Genomic DNA, 15,249 nt, shown 5'->3' with positions numbered 1-15,249 from the left:
AAAATACAATTCCGATATGCGGAATTATCCGCGTTGGACAAGCGCCGGACTTTTGCCTGTCATTCGCTCTAGCGTACGCACGGCGGCCTGCAGTTTCGGTCCCACTTCGGTCTCCATCCGCTCGACCGTCAGCATCTCGGGGGTGGCGCCGCAGGTGAAGACCACGGGTTCGTCGAATTCATGGCTGCGGAAGGGAACGGAAACCGCGTTGACCGTACTGGCATAGCGCAGCCCGTGCCCGGCGATCACGAAGCCCCGGGCGACCAGCTGCGAATAGGCATCCTCGCGCAGGCTAGCTACGGTGACGTCGGAGTCTTCGACCATTTCGCCATAGGTGTCGACATAGCTGGCGAATTCCCGATCCGACTGGGCCGCGAGCTGCGCCTGCCCCGAGGAGGAGTGCGTCAGCGGGATACGGTGACCGACCTCCAGCCAGATCGATGACGCCTGATGCGGGCGCCAGGTCTTGGTCAGCAGGATCTTCTGATCGTCCCGCACCCCGATTAGAACCAGGGTGCCGGTTTCATCCGCCAGCGGCTGCATGATGTCGGTGGCGGTATCGACGAAGGACACCGAGGCCGCCGCCACATTGCCAAGTGCCAGCAGCGCCGGGCCGGGGCGGTAGCGGTCGTGCCGGTGCCCGTGCGATAGGTAGCCAAGCGCCTGCAGGGTGAAGGTCAGCCGCGACACGGTGGATTTCGGCAGACCGGTGCGCTCGGACAGTTCCTGATTGCTGAGCCCGTCATCGCTGGGCCTGAAGGCGCGCAGAACACTCATCCCGCGCGCCAGGGTGGTTGCAAACCGGCGATCCGTCGGAGCTTCCTTGGCCATATGTGTCAATCCCGTCATGTTTTGCTTCAGACCGGATTACATCATCGAGTTCGGTAGAAGCAACGAAATCGCGGGAAAGGCCATCAGAAGGATCAGGACAATGACGTCGACGGACAGAAACCGTGCGATTCCGGCAAAGATCCGGTCAATCGGCGCGTCCTTGCCCACCACATTGGCGATGACAAAGACGTTGAGCCCCACCGGCGGGGTGATCAGGCCGATTTCCAACAGCTTGATGATCACGACGCCGAACCAGATCAGGTCCATCCCGTAGGTTTCCACCAGCGGCACCACCAGCGGCAGGGTCAGAACCATGATCCCGATGGGATCGAGGAACATGCCCAGCAACAGGTAGATCAGCGCAATCGACAGCAGCAGCCAGAACACCGACAGCTCGGCCTGGGTCACCACATCGACAATCGCGGGGGCGACGCCAGTCAGCGCCACGAAGGCGACAAAGATCTTGGCCCCTGCCGCGATGAAGAAGATCGACGCGGTCTGCAGGCAGGTCTCGCGGAAGGCTTCCCAGATCGAGGTCAGGGTCAGCTTGCGCTGCAGCACACCTATCAGCACTGCAAGGCTGAGACAGACAGCTGCTGCCTCGGTCGCGGTGAAGATGCCGCCGTAGATGCCGCCGATGATGACGATGAACAGCACGAAGGCAGGCCAGGCCAGTGCAGCGGCGCGGAACCTGTCGGCGTAGGAAATCTCGGCCGTGTCCACCGGGGCGGCAGCGGGGTCGCGTTTGACCCAGATAAAGATCACCAGAACGAAACCGGCGAGGGTCAGAAGACCGGGCAGGATGCCAGCGACGAACAGCCGGTTGATCGAGGTTTCGGTGAAGATGCCGTAGATGATGAACAGAACGCTGGGCGGGATCAGGGATCCCAGGGTGCCGCCCGCTGCGACCGATGCGGTGGCCAGGCGGTTGTCATAGCCCATGCGCAGCATTTCCGGCGTGCAGATCCGGCCCATGGTCGAAGCGCAGGCAATCGACGATCCGGTGATGGCGGAAAAGCCGCCGCAGCCCATGACTGATGCCATGGCAACGCCGCCGGGCACCGCCGACAGCCAGACCCGCGCTGCGTGGTAGATCCGCGTGGTGATATCGGCCTTATAGGCGATATGCCCCAGCGCGATGAACAACGGTATCATCGACAGATCATAGGAGTGAATAAGGTCGAAGGAGTTGGAAAACACCATCGAGGTGGTCGCCCGGATGGCGCGTTCCGGCATGAAGGTGCCGGTGCGGAAGGCGAATATGCAGAAGGTGCCGACGGCCGCCACAGCGGCAAGGGTGAAGCTGATCGGCACCCGCAGTGCCAGCAGGATCAGAACGGCGGCAAAGGCAATCAGCCCAATCGTAGAGGCGTCCATCAGTCCAGTCCCTCGGCATGTGTGTCGGCAAAGCTGTAATCGCCCGCGCGGATGGCGCGGATGTCCTGCACCACCAGCACCAGAAGGCGCAGCCAGCACAGGGAAATCCCGATCAGGAAAATCAGGCGGCCGGGCCATTTCGGCAGTTCCAGATCGCCGTAGAAAAACCCGCCCGAGGTAAAGTTATGGGCAAATTCGCGCCCGCCCGCATAGATCAGCGGCATCAGGGCAAAGAGACCCACGATTGAGCCGAAGACCGCCAGCCAGGCCTGTGCCTTTGGCGGTAGGCGGTTGGCGAGGAATTCGACCGCTACGTGGCTGCGCGCCAGGGTGGCAGCGGCCAGCGGCAGCACGATGGCGGCGACCATCAGTTCGCGCACGATGACGATCGTGTCGGGCAGGGCCACGTTGAAGATGGCCCGCGAAAATACGCTGGCGGTGATCATCAGCCCCAGGGCGATGACGGCTGCCACCGCAAGGTTCAGCAGGAAAGTTTCCAGTGCTTTCAGCATCAGAGCCTCGTGTGGGTCAGGCATTGCAGGAGAAAAAGCGGGGGCGGCAAGAGGCCCGCCCCCGCAGTCGTTGGTCCCGGTGTGGTGTTGCCACCAGTCATGAGGAGGCGGGACCTACGGTTTAGCGGGTCCAGGGATAACCCTTGCTGTCACGCTCTTCGGTGTATTTGGCGATCAGGCCGCGGTATTCCTCCAGGAGGGCCGCACCGTCCATGCCGGAGGCGTTCATCTGCTCGACCCAGGCGTCGATATGCTTGGTGCCTGCGGCGACCATCTTGGCGCGCTCTTCCTCGGGCAGGGTGATGACCTCGATGCCCTTTTCCTTCATGGTTTCGATGGCAGCATCGTTGGCGGTGGTGATCAGACGACCGAATTCATCCGCCATGCCGCGACCGGCCTCCAGCAGGACCTGCTGCTGGTCTTCGGAAAGGCTGTCAAAGACGTCCTTGTTCATCAGGATACCAAGGCCGCCGACCTGACCCCAGTTCAGCAGGGTGTAGTTGTCCATGACTTCCTGCTGTTTCAGGGCGGTGACAGCGTAGGAATAACCCTGCGAGCATTCCAGCAGGCCGGTGTCCAGACCTTGGTAGGCCTTGTAGATGCTCATGTTGACCATGTTGGCGCCAAGCTCGCCGAAGACCTTGCCATAAGCGCCGGTGCCGCGGATCTTGCGGTCCTTGATGTCTTCGACCGAACGGATCGCATCGCCGGTGCAGCCGATGTGCACGGCGGAGGTGGTGAAGGTGCCGATGTAAACGAGGTTCTTCTTGGCCAGATCCTCGGCAATCACCGGGGAAGAGCGCATCAGCTCATCCGTGGCGCGCATGCCGACCCAGGCGTCCGGGTTGTCGAGCGGCAGATCCGCGATGCCATAGGACTGCATTTCCTGCGGATAGTAGACCGCGATCACGGTGCCGAGGTCGGCAACGCCGTCACCGATGGATTGCACGGCGGCATTGGCCTTGAACAGGGCGCCGCCCCATTGCACGTCCACCTTCAGATCGCCGCCCGAGGTCTCGCCGACGGTATCGGCGAACCATTGCAGCGCGGCGGCACGGGCGCCGCGATTCGGGCCGGCCTCGCCGTGGATCAGGGTGGTCTGCGCCGAAGCAACGCCGGCAAAGGCCATCAGCGCAGCGGGCAGCAGGGCGGATTTCAGGCGTGATTTAAACGGGGTATTCATGACGGTCTCCTCCCAGAGATATTCCACTATGTAGAATTAAGTTCCGATATAGGGAAATTCTTGGCTGATCATGGGGAGAAAGGCAACAGGATTCTTGTGTCGATTGGCGCAGGTGGCTGACGCAAGGTCAGTTGCTGCATCGCAGCACTGACGGTGCAGGCGGAGGGCTTCAGCCTCAAACCTGCAGAAATCCAATGGAAAACGGGAAAGGGGTGGAAATTCAGCCGAGAAAGTCGCGGGCGCGGGCGTTCTTCAGCGTTTCCTGTGGGGTACACCCATAGCGTGTCTTATAGTATTGTGAGAACCGCCCGAGATGGGTCATGCCCCAGCGTTCGGCCACTTCGGTGACGCTGGCCTCGCGCCGCCCCTGCAGCAGATCCTCGTGTGCCCGCTGCAGACGGATGTCACGCAGATAGGCCATGGGCGCCATCGACAGGAAGCGTTTGAACCCCAGTTGCAGGTTGCGCGCGCTGACCCCGGCATAGGCGGCGATCTCGTCGATATCCAGCGGGCGGTCGAGGTTGGCCAGCATATAGGCCTGCGCCCGGCGCACATGGCCGGGAATGACCGAGGAGGTCACCCGCCGCAGCTGGCCGGAATAGTTGTGCCGATGCGCCTCCAGCAGGCCGGTCATCACCGTGTTTTCCATGTAATGCGTCAGCAGCGGGCTGGGATTTGCCGAAACGGCGGACGGGGCAGGGAATGGGGCGCTGGGGGGCAGGGCAGGATCCCGCGCCTGTTCCGCATCCGCCACCAGAAGATGCACCAAGCGCAGCAGCCGGGTCCCGGCGGCGCTGGTCAGATCCAGCGCCCCTTCGAATGCGATGGGCTGATCGGTGGTGAGGCCGAGATTGGCATTGGCGTGGGCGGTCAGCGCCCGGCGGCTGATCTGCAACAGCAGCTGTTTGCAGCCTTCCTCCCAGATCATTGTGGTTTCTCGGTGTGGGTTCAGCACTGCGGCGCGCCCCGCATCGCTGGTATAGCGATCGGTGCCATTGACGATGGCGGCGCTGCCGCTGACCGGGATTTGCACCAGATAGAACTGGTCCAGACATCCCGGCGCGATCTGCGTCTTGGCACCATATTCGATGTAGTTCAGCGACACGCGTTCCCCTGGCACATGGTGGTGCCGCGCCTGGAATGGTGCCTTGCCGATGGTATTGAGCTGATGCGGACAGAAAATGCGGCCGACGGCCTCTCGGGCCTCGTCCAGATCGTGGGTGCGGAACCGCGCAAACCGCGCAAGCGGTACTGCCGGTTCCCGGAATGTCTCCTGCGGGCCTGGCATCTGTCGTCCTGTTGAACCTGCCCCTGCATAGCACGGGTTCCGCCATTCCACCTAGGGCGACGCAGATTTCTTCGTTTTTTGGATAATGGCTGCGCCTATCGGATAGCCGGAGACCGATGCGGCGGGAAACCTGTCTTTCACAACTGCACAAGAACCACAACAGCACGACAGGGATATGACAGATGAAGGGACTGGACGGCAAAGTTGCCATCATTCCGGGCGGCGCCACCAAGATCGGCGCGGCCATCGCACAGGCGTTTCGCGCCGCGGGCACAAAGGTGATGATCGCCGACATCAATGAAGAGGCAGGTCAGGCGCTGGTGGGCGATGGCATCGCCTTTTGCAAGACCAACCTGCGCGAGGATGATGACATCGCGGCGCTGGTCGCGGCCACCAAGAAAGAATTCGGGCGCATCGACTTTCTGGTCAACGTGGCCTGTTCCTACCTCGATAACGGCGCGGAATCGACCCGGGCGGAGTGGCTGGAAAGCCTTGATGTGAACATCGTCGGCTCGGTCATGCTGATGCAGGCCGCGCGCGAAGATCTGGCCAAGAACCGCGGCGCCATCGTCAATTTCGGCTCGATCTCGGCGCGTGTCGCGCAAAAGGGTCGCTGGCTCTATCCGGTGTCCAAGGCCGCCATCCTGCAACTGACGCGTAACCAGGCGATGGATCTGGCGCCCGATGGCATTCGCGTCAACGCGGTCAGCCCCGGCTGGACATGGTCGAACATCATGGACGAGCTGACCGGCGGCGACCGGGAGAAGACCGACAGCGTGGCCAAGCCGTTCCACCTGCTGGGGCGCACCGGCAACCCCGAGGAAGTCGCCAATTCGGTGCTGTTCCTCTGCTCGGACGAGGCGGGCTTCATCACCGGCACCGATATCCGCGTCGACGGCGGCTATACCGCCATGGGGCCGGAACGCGACGAAGAAGCCATCGCCCAGCTGATGGCCTGAGCCTGCGCATAAAAACAAACCGACAGGGAGTAACAACCATGAGAATGATCACCATCATCGGTGGCGGCCAGTCCGGACTGCAACTGGGGCTTGGCCTTTTGAAACAGGGCTACAAGGTCCGCATCGTGCAGAACCGCACCGCCGAAGACATCAAGACCGGCCGCGTCATGTCCAGCCAGTGCATGTTCGGCGAATCGGTGCAGAACGAACGCGATCTCGGCATCGATTTCTGGACCGAGGACCAGTGCCCCCCGGTCGAAGGCATCTCCTTTGCCGTGCCGCACCCTGAAGAGGCAGGCGCCAAGGCGATCGACTGGACCGGGCGGCTGGACCGCTTTGCCTATTCTGTGGACCAGCGGGTCAAGATCCCGGTCTGGCTGGAGGAATTCGAACGCCTCGGCGGCCAGCTGGTCATCAAGGAGGCCGGCATCAGCGATCTGGAGCTTTATGCACGCGAAGACGATCTGGTGCTGGTCGCCTCGGGCAAGGGCGATGTGGGGCGGCTGTTTGAACGCGACGCGGAGAAATCTCCCTATGACAAACCGATGCGGGCGCTGGCGCTGACCTATGTCACCGGCATGACCCCGCGCCCCGAGCATTCGGCGGTCTGTTTCAACCTGATCCCGGGCGTTGGCGAATATTTCGTCTTCCCGGCGCTGACCACCACCGGTCCGTGCGAGATCATGGTGTTTGAAGGCGTGCCGGGTGGTCCGATGGATTGCTGGGGCGATGTGAAATCCCCCGAACAGCATCTGGCGAAATCCAAAGAAATCCTGTCGACCTTCCTGCCCTGGGAGGCCGAGCGGTGCACCGATATCGAGCTGACCGACGACAACGGCATCCTGGCTGGTCGCTTCCCGCCGACGGTGCGCAAGCCGGTGGCGACGCTGCCCTCGGGGGCCAAGGTGCTGGGGATTGGCGATGCGGTTTGCCTCAACGATCCGATCACCGGGCAAGGCTCCAACAACGCCTCAAAGGCGGCCAAGGTCTATATGGACCGGATTCTTGCGCGGGATGATCTGCCCTTTGACGAGGCCTGGATGCAGGGCACATTCAACGCCTATTGGGACTATGCGCAATGGGTGGTGAACTGGACCAACATGATGCTGCTGCCGCCGCCGCCGCATGTGCTCAACATCATGGGCACCGCCTGCGCCGAGCCGCGTCTGGCCAACCGGATCACCAACGGGTTCGACGATCCGCGCGACTTCTTCCCGTGGTTCGCCGATCCGCAGGCGGCAGAGGCTTATCTGTCGCAATTGCAGGCGGCCTGAGGCATGGGCATGAGCGTCGATCCAGCCAGCTTCCGTTCGGCGATGGCGCGGTTCCCGGGGGCGGTGACGGTGATCACCGCCCTGTCGGGGCCAGATGCGGGCCGGGAGCGCCGGGGTATCACCGCCACCGCCGTCTGTTCGGTTTCGGCAGAGCCGCCCAGCCTTCTGGTCTGCGTCAACCGCGCCACCGGTACCGGCGCCGCGATCCGGGACACCGGGCGGTTCAATGTCAACTTGCTGGCCAAACCCGATGGCCTGCTGGCACTGCAATTCGCGGGGCAGGGTGGGGTCACCGGCGAAGAGAAATTCGCCGAGGGCGATTGGCAGGAGGACTCCCGCGGCCTGCCACGCCTTGCCTCTGCGCTATTGTGCTTTTCCTGCGAGGTACGCGAAGCGACTGACGCGGGCAGCCATACGGTATTCATCGGTGAGATCACCGATATCGCCCACGGCGATGGCGAGCCGCTGCTGTATGAGCGGTCGGGGTTCCAGTGCCTCGCCCCGATCTGAAGACCGGTTTCCGGGCGCGTCAGTAACCGCGCGCCCGGTCCACCTCGTGCAGCAGCGCCTGACCGGTGCCAAGGCGGCGCAGGTTCTCCACCACATCCCCCAGTGCATCCCCCAGATGCCAGCCCGACACATGCGGGGTGATGGTCACACGCGGGTGGCGCCACAGCGGATCATCTTGGAGCAGGGGTTCCGTGCACAGGACATCCAGCACCGCATGACCGGGCGTGCCGCGATCCAGCGCTGCGATCAGGGCGGCCTCGTCGATCAGATCGCCGCGCCCGGCGTTGATCAGCACCGCGCCGGGTCTCATCGCCGCCAGAAGCTCCGCATCCATCAGCCCGCGCGTATCGGCGGTCGAGGGCAGGATGGCGCAGACATAATCGCATTGGCCCAGCATCTGCGGCAGTGCCTCTGCGCCGTGGTGACAGGTGATGCCTTCGATCTCCTTGGGGGAGCGGCTCCAGCCGTGAACCTGAAAGCCAAGGCTCGCCATCAGCCGCGCGGTCAGCCCGCCGATATGACCAAGGCCAAGAACGCCGACCGTTGTCATATGGGTGCGTTTCGGGGCCACCGAATCCCATTCAGCCCGGGCCTGCGCCGCCGCGTGATGCAGGAGATTGCGCTGTTCGCGCAAAATATAGGCGAGGCAGTATTCCGCGATTTCGCGCGCGGGTTCTTCCGGCTTCAGCCGTGCCACGCGCACATGCGGCGCCACGGTGGGGTGGTTGACGATGGTTTCGACCCCGGCGCCCAGTTTCTGCACCAGTTGCAGATTGGGCAGCTGTGCGGCGATGTCGGTTTTCAGCGAAGAAACGGCCAGCATGGTGATCTCATCTAGGTTTCCAGGGTTTGAGGCCGGGCGGATATCCGCGCCGGGGCTGAGCGCGCGCAGCTCTTGTGCCAGCTCTTCTTCGGTGAACCAGCCGCCATGTCCGATGCTGATAAGTAGTGCCATTCGCTCTGTTTCCTTCCGTTACTTCCGTACCGTCAGCCTGTTACGTTCCGTCACAGTGCTGGACAGCGTTCGCGCGACTAAGCCATGATTTCAGCCAAAGCGAAAGGCGCAGGGAGGAAGGTCATGGATATGAATTTTGGGATGCGGGACGAGAACCGCAAGCTGCTGGACCGGGTCGCGGCGATGGTGCGCGATGAGATCATGCCGCTGGAGGCCGAGTATCAGGCCGAGATCGGCAAGGGCGACCGCTGGGCCTATACCGAGCGTCAGGCAGAGATCCTTGAAGGGCTGAAGGCCAAGGCGAAAGCTGCCGGTCTGTGGAACTTCTGGCTGACCGACAGCGACCGTGGCTTTGGCCTCACCACCGTGGAATATGCCCACTTTGCCGAGGAAATGGGTAAGACGCCGCTGGGCTCCGAAGTGTTCAACTGTTCAGCCCCCGATACTGGCAATATGGAAGTTTTCGAGCGCTACGGTACCGAAAAGATGAAGAAGGAATGGCTGGCGCCGCTTCTGGAGGGGGAAATCCGCTCCGCCTATCTGATGACCGAGCCGGAAGTTGCATCTTCCGATGCCACCAATATCGACATGTCCTGCGTGCGCGATGGCGATGACTATGTCTTGAGCGGTGAAAAATACTGGGCCTCGGGGGCAGGTGATCCGCGCTGCAAGGTCTATATCGTGATGGTGAAAACCGGCGGTGACGATCTGCCGAAACACGGGCGCCATTCGATGATCGTGGTGCCTGCCGATGCGCCGGGCATCGAGATCCTGCGCCCGATGGAGGTCTTTGGCCACGACGATGCGCCCCATGGCCACATGCATCTGCGCTTTACCAACGTGCGCGTTCCGGCCGAGAACCTGCTGGTTGGCGAAGGACGCGGCTTCGAAATCGCCCAAGGGCGCCTTGGGCCGGGCCGTATCCACCATTGCATGCGCTCGATCGGTCAGGCCGAGTCGGCGCTGGAGCTGATGTGCCGCCGCTCGCTCGAAAAAGAAGCCTTTGGCAAGAAGCTGGCGCAGCTGGGGGCCAACTACGATATCATCGCAGAATGCCGTATGGAGATCGAGATGGCGCGGCTTCTGTGCCTCAAGGCCGCCTGGATGATGGATCAGGGCGATGCGCGCGCTGCCGCGCCGCATATCTCGCAGATCAAGGTGGTTGCCCCCCGGGTTGCGCTGAAGGTGCTGGACGAGGCGATGCAGATGCACGGCGGTCAGGGCATTTCTCAGGACACGCCGCTGGCCATGGGCTGGACCTGGCAGCGGGCGCTGCGCTTTGCCGATGGGCCGGATGCGGTGCACCGCCGTCAGGTGGCACGGACCGAGCTGAAGAAATACACGCAGGAAAAGGTCTGAGGCTGATGTCAAAGGCGCAGTCGTCAAACGCCCTGTCGGCGGCGCCGTTCTTTTCCCAGCGCGCCGATGGCGCTTTTGTCGGCAATGACCCGGCCCGGGGCCCCTGGTCCCCGGATCATTGCCACGCCGGTCCGGTCACCGGGCTGGTGGCGCGGGCGGCAGAGCAGGCGGTGGGGCCGGGCAAGATGCTGACCCGGCTTACTCTTGACATCCTGCGCCCCCTGCCGCTGGCGGGGCTTTGGGTGGCGGCGGAAACCACCCGCCACACCCGGACGTTGGCAACCACTTCGGTGACTGTCCACGATGACGACGGAACACTCTGCGTGCGGGCCTCTTCGATGCATCTGGTCGAGAAGGATCTGGGGCAGGTGCCGACGGCGCCGGTCACGCCCCTGCGGCTGGAGGAGGCCACGCCCGGCGATTTCACCATCGGCGCCGGGCTGCACGACAGGCCCTATTTCGGGCAGTTTCTGGATGTTGCCTATCCACCGGGGGCGGGCTTTGGCCCTGGCCCTAAGGCGATGTGGATGCGCACGACGACCCTGCTGGAGGAAGAGGAGCAGTCGCCGATCCAGTCGCTTTGCGCGCTTGCCGATTGCGGCAATGGTATCTCCTGGAACGCGCGTCCGGCCGAAATGGGCTTCATGAACACCGACCTGACCCTGCATGTGCACCGCGCCCCGGAAAGCGACTGGCTGGCCTCCGATTCCGTGTCGCATTGGCACGGCACCGGCATCGGCATGTCGCAATCGGTCCTGCAGGACACCAAAGGGCCGGTCGCGACCGCCTTGCAGACTCTGGTGCTGCACCCGCCCTCCTGAAGTTGCGGCGGGTGAGCGCTCCCGCCTGCTTGCAGCATTCTGCGAATGCTCCGCACAGTTGGGCGTGGCGCCGCTTGCGCGGCGCAGGGGGGCTGGGGAAGCGGTTCAGGGGCAGGTCTGCCCTGAACGCGCGCCTTCGATTGTGAGTTTGAAATGCCGCCTCAAGGGTAAACCGCGCGTGCCGCGCGGCGGCAGGGCCGCCCTTGACCCGGCAGTGGGGGAGGGATCTGCGCCGCGTCAGTGGCGCCCGGCCCAAGGCTTTGCTTTGCATCTGTGATGCAGGGAAAAGGCGCGGGAGCCCGCCCCTGCATTCTGGGACGTGTGCTACCGACTGTCTGTGGCAAAGACCGGATCGGGGTAACCGACGCGGGCCAGATAGAGGCCATGTCCGGGGCAGACCGGGCCACAGGCAGCGCGATCACGGGCCTCAAGTGCTGCCTTTACGTCGGCGGGGGACCAGCTGCCTGCGCCGACCCGTTCCAGCGTGCCGACGAAGCTGCGCACCTGATTGTGCAGAAAGCTGCGAGCGCGCACGTGGAAATGGATTTCCGGCCCGGTGAAGCCGTCGACCCGTTCCACCGTCAGCTCATCCAGGGTTTTGACCGGGCTGGCGGCCTGGCAGATGGTGGAGCGGAAGGTGGTGAAATCGTGGTGCCCGATCAGGTGATCTGCGGCCTGCTGCATCGCCTCGGCATCAAGTTCATGCGGCACCTGCCAGACCTGGCCTGCCTCATGGGTGGCCGGGGCGCGGCGCATCAGGATGCGGAAGAGGTATTGCCGCTCTACCGCCGAGAACCGCGCGTGCCAGTCATCGGCGACCCTTGCGCAGGCGGTGATGGCGACCGGATTGGGCTTCAGGTGGAAGTTCAGCGCCTCTGACAGGCGGAAGGGGTCCCAGTTTTTCTGCAGATCGCAATGCGACACCTGGCCCAGCCCGTGCACTCCGGCATCGGTACGTCCGGCGGCTGCGATGGTGTGATCCCCAGGCTCCAGTCGCGCCAGCGCAGCCTCGATCGCCCCCTGCACAGAGGGGTGTTCCTTCTGCCTTTGCCAGCCGGCAAAGGGCGCTCCATGATATTCGACTTTGAGAGCAAAACGCGGCATGGCGCGGCAGTAGCGCGGTGCGGGACGCAAGGCAAGTCCTTTGCCCCGGCGGGCCTTTGCCTGCTGCATCGGGCACTGGTATCCAGCCTGGAGCCTGCCTATCTTGGGCTGAGCGGCCCGGCCGCCGGAGCGACAAAGCAGAGCAGAGTACAGCAGAACAGGACAAAGGCAGGCGCGTGGTACTGACATCCCTAGCCGACAGCGCAGCCCGCCGGGTCGAGGCCCTGGGCAGCAGCCTGTCGGAGACTTTTCTGGAACCGAGCCTGAGGCTCGGCGTCACCGGTCTGGCGCGGGCGGGCAAGACCGTCTTTATCACCTCTTTGGTGGCCAATCTGATGAACCGGGGCCGCATGGTGCAGCTATCGGCGGCGCGGGATGGGCGGATCGAGACCGCCTATCTGCAACCCCAGCCCGACGACACCGTGCCGCGGTTCGACTATGAATCCCATCTGGCCGCCCTCACCGGGGCTGATCCGCATTGGCCGGACAGCACCCGCGCCGTTTCCGAACTGCGCCTCAGCCTGAAGGTGCGGCCCTCCGGGCTGCTTGCCGGGTTGCAGGGCCCCCGGGTGCTGCATTTGGATATCGTGGATTATCCGGGGGAATGGCTGCTGGATCTGGCGCTGCTGGACAAGAGCTATGACCAGTGGTCCGGCGAAGTGCTGGCCCGGATCGCCGGGCGGGAAGAGGCGCAGGGGTTCCTTGCGGCCGCAGGGGCCACCGATGCGCATGCCGCCCATGACGAGGGGCAGGCGCAGGCGCTGGCGGCCTCCTTTACCGAATACCTCAACGCCGCGCGCAATGCCGGGTTCTATGACTGCACGCCGGGCCGGTTCCTGCTGCCGGGTGATCTCGCAGGCTCACCGGTGCTGACCTTTGCGCCGCTTGCCGCCGGGGAGGGCAGCCCGCCGCGTGGCAGTCTGCGGCGTGAAATGGCGCGCCGCTATGAGGCCTACAAGGCGCGGGTGGTGAAGCCGTTCTTTCGCGATCACTTTTCCCGCATCGACCGTCAGGTGGTGCTGGTCGATGCGCTGGGGGCGATCCATTCCGGCCCACCCGCAGTCGAGGATCTGCGCCAGTCGATGGCGGATATCCTGGGCGCCTTCCGGCCCGGGCGCAACCGGTTCCTGACCCGGATCCTGGGCGGCAAAAGGGTGGAGAAGATCCTGTTTGCCGCCACCAAGGCGGACCATTTGCACCACGTCCAGCATCCGCAGCTGACCGCGATCATCGAGGCGTTGACTCGCGAGGCGCAGGACCGCGCCCGCTTTGCCGGGGCGGAAACGGCGGCCCTGTCGCTGGCCTCTTTGCGGACCACGACCGAGGAAATGCGCGCCCATCAGGGACGGGAGTTGCCCTGCGTGCGCGGCACATTGCTGGAGGGTGGACGGCAAGCGGCCTTTTACCCCGGCGCTTTGCCCGAGGACCCGGGCAAGCTGCTGACCCCGGCGCGCCAGGGTGCTGAGAGCTGGCTGGAGGGAGACTATCAGAGCATGGCCTTTGCGCCTGCGCCCCTGAGCCTCAGACCCGGGGATGGCCTGCCGCATATCCGACTGGACCGGGCCGCCGAATTCCTGATCGGAGACCGTCTATGAGCCTTGAATTGCGCCCGGCGCGCCCGACGGATGCGGGCACGATTGGCGATATCCTGCACCGGTTTGCGGCAGAAACGCCCTGGATGCCAGAGCTGTATTCCGGGGCCGAGGCGATTTCCTTTTGCGGGGTGATGATCGACCGGGGATGGGTCACCGTGGCCGAGGAGGGCGCCAGGGTGCTGGGATTTTTGGCCCGTGATGGCGCGGAAATCTGCGCCCTCTATCTGGCGCCCGAGGCGCGCGGGCAGGGCATAGGCAAACGCCTTCTGGACGCGGCCAAGGGGACCAGCGGGCATCTGCACCTCTGGACCTTTGAGGCCAATTCCGGGGCGCAGCGGTTCTACCTGCGCGAAGGGTTTACTGAGACGGCGCGCAGCGATGGCGCGCGCAATGACGAAGGGCTGCCGGATATTTCCTATGCCTGGCAGGCCGCGAAACAGGAGGCCGCGTGATGAGCCAGGGACCCGTCGTCTTTGATCTGGAGGAAGACCAGAAATCGGCCCCCGCTGTCAGCGATGCGCCGCCGGTTCCCGATCTTGGGCCGGAGGTGCCGGGCGGGCCGCCTCCGGCTGCCATGCAGCGGGCTGCGGCGCTGGCGGCCCGGCCTCCCTCGCGGCTGTCGCGCTGGTTCTGGGGCACGGTTCTGGCACTGCTCGGCGCGATGGTGTCCGTTGCGGCCTGGGATTTTGCCACCGGGCTGATTGCACGGGTGCCGGTTCTGGGCTGGGCGATCTCTGCCGCTTTGCTGCTGGCGCTGGTGCTGGCGGCGCTGATGCTGCTGCGCGAAGGGCTGGCGCTGGCGCGGCTGAAGCGGGTTGACGATCTGCGACAGGCCGCGATCCCGGCGGTGGAGGATCCCACGGCGGCGCGCGCCTATGTGGCGCGGCTGGAGCGGTTTTACGGAGATCGCGCGGATCTGGCCTGGCATCGCGCGCGGCTGGCGGAACGCAGCCCCGAGGTGATGGATGCCGATGCCTTGTTGCAGCTGGCAGAAGACGAGTTGCTGGCGCCGCTGGATGCGCGCGCCCTGCAGGAGGTCGAAGGCGCCGCGCGGCAGGTGGCGACGGTGACGGCGCTGGTGCCGCTGGCACTGGCCGATGTTGTGACGGCGCTTGTTGCCTCGGTGCGGATGATCCGGCGGGTGGCCGAGATCTACGGCGGACGCTCGGGCCTGCTTGGCTCCTGGCGGCTGACGCGGGCGGTGCTGGCGCATCTGGTGGCCACCGGCGCGGTTGCGGCGGGGGACGATCTGCTGGAATCCGTGCTGGGCGGATCGGTCCTGTCGAAATTGTCGCGGCGGTTTGGCGAAGGTGTGGTCAATGGGGCGCTGTCGGCGCGGGTTGGCATCGCCGCGATGGAGGTCTGCCGTCCGATGCCGTTTTCCCCGCGCCACCGCCCTTCGACCCGCAGGGTCGTGCAGCGGGCGCTGTCCGGTCTGTTTTCAAGATCCAAGTCAAAGGTGGACGCAGACCGCTAGGCGC

General features: G+C 64.3%; 15 protein-coding genes. 8 read left to right on the top strand and 7 right to left on the bottom strand.

Translation table 11 applies throughout. The features are described 5' to 3' along the window. Window positions 1-24: 24 nt before the first annotated feature. The 5 genes from SM764_RS00975 to SM764_RS00955 all read right to left on the bottom strand — a co-directional run bounded on the left by SM764_RS00975 (window position 25) and on the right by SM764_RS00955 (window position 5,191). Window positions 25-849, bottom strand: coding sequence for an IclR family transcriptional regulator (locus SM764_RS00975; protein ID WP_274834541.1), 825 nt, complete (start codon window positions 847-849; stop codon window positions 25-27). Between the two features lie 18 nt (window positions 850-867). Then, on the bottom strand, window positions 868-2,208 hold the full coding sequence (locus tag SM764_RS00970; protein ID WP_065272635.1) for a TRAP transporter large permease: 1,341 nt from the start codon (window positions 2,206-2,208) through the stop codon (window positions 868-870). Further along, window positions 2,208-2,720 carry a TRAP transporter small permease gene (locus SM764_RS00965; RefSeq protein ID WP_369000786.1) on the bottom strand — a complete coding sequence of 171 codons (513 nt, stop codon included), beginning with the start codon at window positions 2,718-2,720 and terminating at the stop codon, window positions 2,208-2,210. Before SM764_RS00965 ends, SM764_RS00970 begins: the two co-directional genes overlap by 1 nt. Before the next feature lie 121 nt (window positions 2,721-2,841). Next, window positions 2,842-3,903 (bottom strand): C4-dicarboxylate TRAP transporter substrate-binding protein, encoded by a 1,062-nt coding sequence (locus tag SM764_RS00960; protein ID WP_369000785.1) that lies wholly within the window; start codon window positions 3,901-3,903, stop codon window positions 2,842-2,844. 220 nt (window positions 3,904-4,123) lie between these two features. Then, window positions 4,124-5,191, bottom strand: coding sequence for an AraC family transcriptional regulator (locus tag SM764_RS00955; protein WP_369000784.1), 1,068 nt, complete (start codon window positions 5,189-5,191; stop codon window positions 4,124-4,126). Window positions 5,192-5,373: 182 nt separating this feature from the next. On the opposite strand from SM764_RS00955, the gene SM764_RS00950 reads away from it, so the two are divergent. Genes SM764_RS00950 through SM764_RS00940 form a run of 3 tightly spaced genes read left to right on the top strand, consistent with a single transcriptional unit; the run spans window position 5,374 to window position 7,934 of the window. Further along, complete coding sequence (locus SM764_RS00950) at window positions 5,374-6,150, top strand: SDR family oxidoreductase (protein WP_369000783.1); 777 nt, start codon at window positions 5,374-5,376, stop codon at window positions 6,148-6,150. A 38-nt stretch (window positions 6,151-6,188) separates the two neighbouring features. Further along, window positions 6,189-7,424, top strand: coding sequence for a styrene monooxygenase/indole monooxygenase family protein (locus tag SM764_RS00945; protein WP_369000782.1), 1,236 nt, complete (start codon window positions 6,189-6,191; stop codon window positions 7,422-7,424). 9 nt (window positions 7,425-7,433) lie between these two features. Continuing rightward, window positions 7,434-7,934, top strand: a complete 501-nt coding sequence (locus SM764_RS00940; protein ID WP_369000781.1) for a flavin reductase family protein — start codon at window positions 7,434-7,436, stop codon at window positions 7,932-7,934. Between the two features lie 19 nt (window positions 7,935-7,953). Here the strand turns inward: SM764_RS00940 and SM764_RS00935 are convergent, their stop codons facing one another. Then, a complete protein-coding gene (locus SM764_RS00935) occupies window positions 7,954-8,889 on the bottom strand; it encodes a 2-hydroxyacid dehydrogenase (RefSeq protein WP_369000780.1) in 936 nt (311 codons plus the stop codon). Between the two features lie 123 nt (window positions 8,890-9,012). On the opposite strand from SM764_RS00935, the gene SM764_RS00930 reads away from it, so the two are divergent. Beyond that, entirely contained in the window at window positions 9,013-10,248 is a 1,236-nt protein-coding gene (locus tag SM764_RS00930; RefSeq protein ID WP_368947208.1) for an acyl-CoA dehydrogenase family protein, read from the top strand. 5 nt (window positions 10,249-10,253) lie between these two features. Continuing rightward, window positions 10,254-11,069, top strand: a complete 816-nt coding sequence (locus SM764_RS00925) for a thioesterase family protein (RefSeq protein ID WP_369000779.1) — start codon at window positions 10,254-10,256, stop codon at window positions 11,067-11,069. Between the two features lie 324 nt (window positions 11,070-11,393). On the opposite strand, the gene truA is transcribed toward SM764_RS00925, so the two are convergent. Then, window positions 11,394-12,173, bottom strand: a complete 780-nt coding sequence (gene truA / locus SM764_RS00920) for a tRNA pseudouridine(38-40) synthase TruA (RefSeq protein ID WP_369000917.1) — start codon at window positions 12,171-12,173, stop codon at window positions 11,394-11,396. Between the two features lie 176 nt (window positions 12,174-12,349). Here truA and SM764_RS00915 point away from each other — a divergent pair, with 176 nt between their 5' ends. Genes SM764_RS00915 through SM764_RS00905 form a run of 3 tightly spaced genes read left to right on the top strand, consistent with a single transcriptional unit; the run spans window position 12,350 to window position 15,245 of the window. Then, complete coding sequence (locus tag SM764_RS00915) at window positions 12,350-13,768, top strand: YcjX family GTP-binding protein (protein WP_368947206.1); 1,419 nt, start codon at window positions 12,350-12,352, stop codon at window positions 13,766-13,768. Further along, window positions 13,765-14,220: a GNAT family N-acetyltransferase gene (locus tag SM764_RS00910; RefSeq protein WP_368947205.1), complete on the top strand. Its 456-nt coding sequence runs from the start codon at window positions 13,765-13,767 to the stop codon at window positions 14,218-14,220. Before SM764_RS00915 ends, SM764_RS00910 begins: the two co-directional genes overlap by 4 nt. Continuing rightward, a complete protein-coding gene (locus tag SM764_RS00905; protein WP_368947204.1) occupies window positions 14,220-15,245 on the top strand; it encodes a YcjF family protein in 1,026 nt (341 codons plus the stop codon). Before SM764_RS00910 ends, SM764_RS00905 begins: the two co-directional genes overlap by 1 nt. The last annotated feature ends 4 nt before the right edge of the window (window positions 15,246-15,249 follow it).

It is taken from the genome of Pseudophaeobacter sp. 1A16562, assembly GCF_041008785.1.
Lineage (GTDB): Bacteria > Pseudomonadota > Alphaproteobacteria > Rhodobacterales > Rhodobacteraceae > Phycobacter > Phycobacter gallaeciensis_A.
Note: the sequence above shows the minus strand (reverse complement) of the source record. Positions and strands in the feature narration are given on the sequence as shown.

Coding starts and splice junctions, on each gene's coding strand:
- SM764_RS00940 (WP_369000781.1), top strand. CDS start 7,434: ATGAGCGTCGATCCAGCCAGCTTCCGTTCGGCGATGGCGCGGTTCCCG.
- SM764_RS00905 (WP_368947204.1), top strand. CDS start 14,220: ATGAGCCAGGGACCCGTCGTCTTTGATCTGGAGGAAGACCAGAAATCG.
- SM764_RS00925 (WP_369000779.1), top strand. CDS start 10,254: ATGTCAAAGGCGCAGTCGTCAAACGCCCTGTCGGCGGCGCCGTTCTTT.
- SM764_RS00950 (WP_369000783.1), top strand. CDS start 5,374: ATGAAGGGACTGGACGGCAAAGTTGCCATCATTCCGGGCGGCGCCACC.
- SM764_RS00960 (WP_369000785.1), bottom strand. CDS start 3,903: ATGAATACCCCGTTTAAATCACGCCTGAAATCCGCCCTGCTGCCCGCT.
- SM764_RS00955 (WP_369000784.1), bottom strand. CDS start 5,191: ATGCCAGGCCCGCAGGAGACATTCCGGGAACCGGCAGTACCGCTTGCG.
- SM764_RS00910 (WP_368947205.1), top strand. CDS start 13,765: ATGAGCCTTGAATTGCGCCCGGCGCGCCCGACGGATGCGGGCACGATT.
- SM764_RS00945 (WP_369000782.1), top strand. CDS start 6,189: ATGAGAATGATCACCATCATCGGTGGCGGCCAGTCCGGACTGCAACTG.
- truA (WP_369000917.1), bottom strand. CDS start 12,173: ATGCCGCGTTTTGCTCTCAAAGTCGAATATCATGGAGCGCCCTTTGCC.
- SM764_RS00975 (WP_274834541.1), bottom strand. CDS start 849: ATGACGGGATTGACACATATGGCCAAGGAAGCTCCGACGGATCGCCGG.
- SM764_RS00965 (WP_369000786.1), bottom strand. CDS start 2,720: ATGCTGAAAGCACTGGAAACTTTCCTGCTGAACCTTGCGGTGGCAGCC.
- SM764_RS00935 (WP_369000780.1), bottom strand. CDS start 8,889: ATGGCACTACTTATCAGCATCGGACATGGCGGCTGGTTCACCGAAGAA.
- SM764_RS00930 (WP_368947208.1), top strand. CDS start 9,013: ATGGATATGAATTTTGGGATGCGGGACGAGAACCGCAAGCTGCTGGAC.
- SM764_RS00970 (WP_065272635.1), bottom strand. CDS start 2,208: ATGGACGCCTCTACGATTGGGCTGATTGCCTTTGCCGCCGTTCTGATC.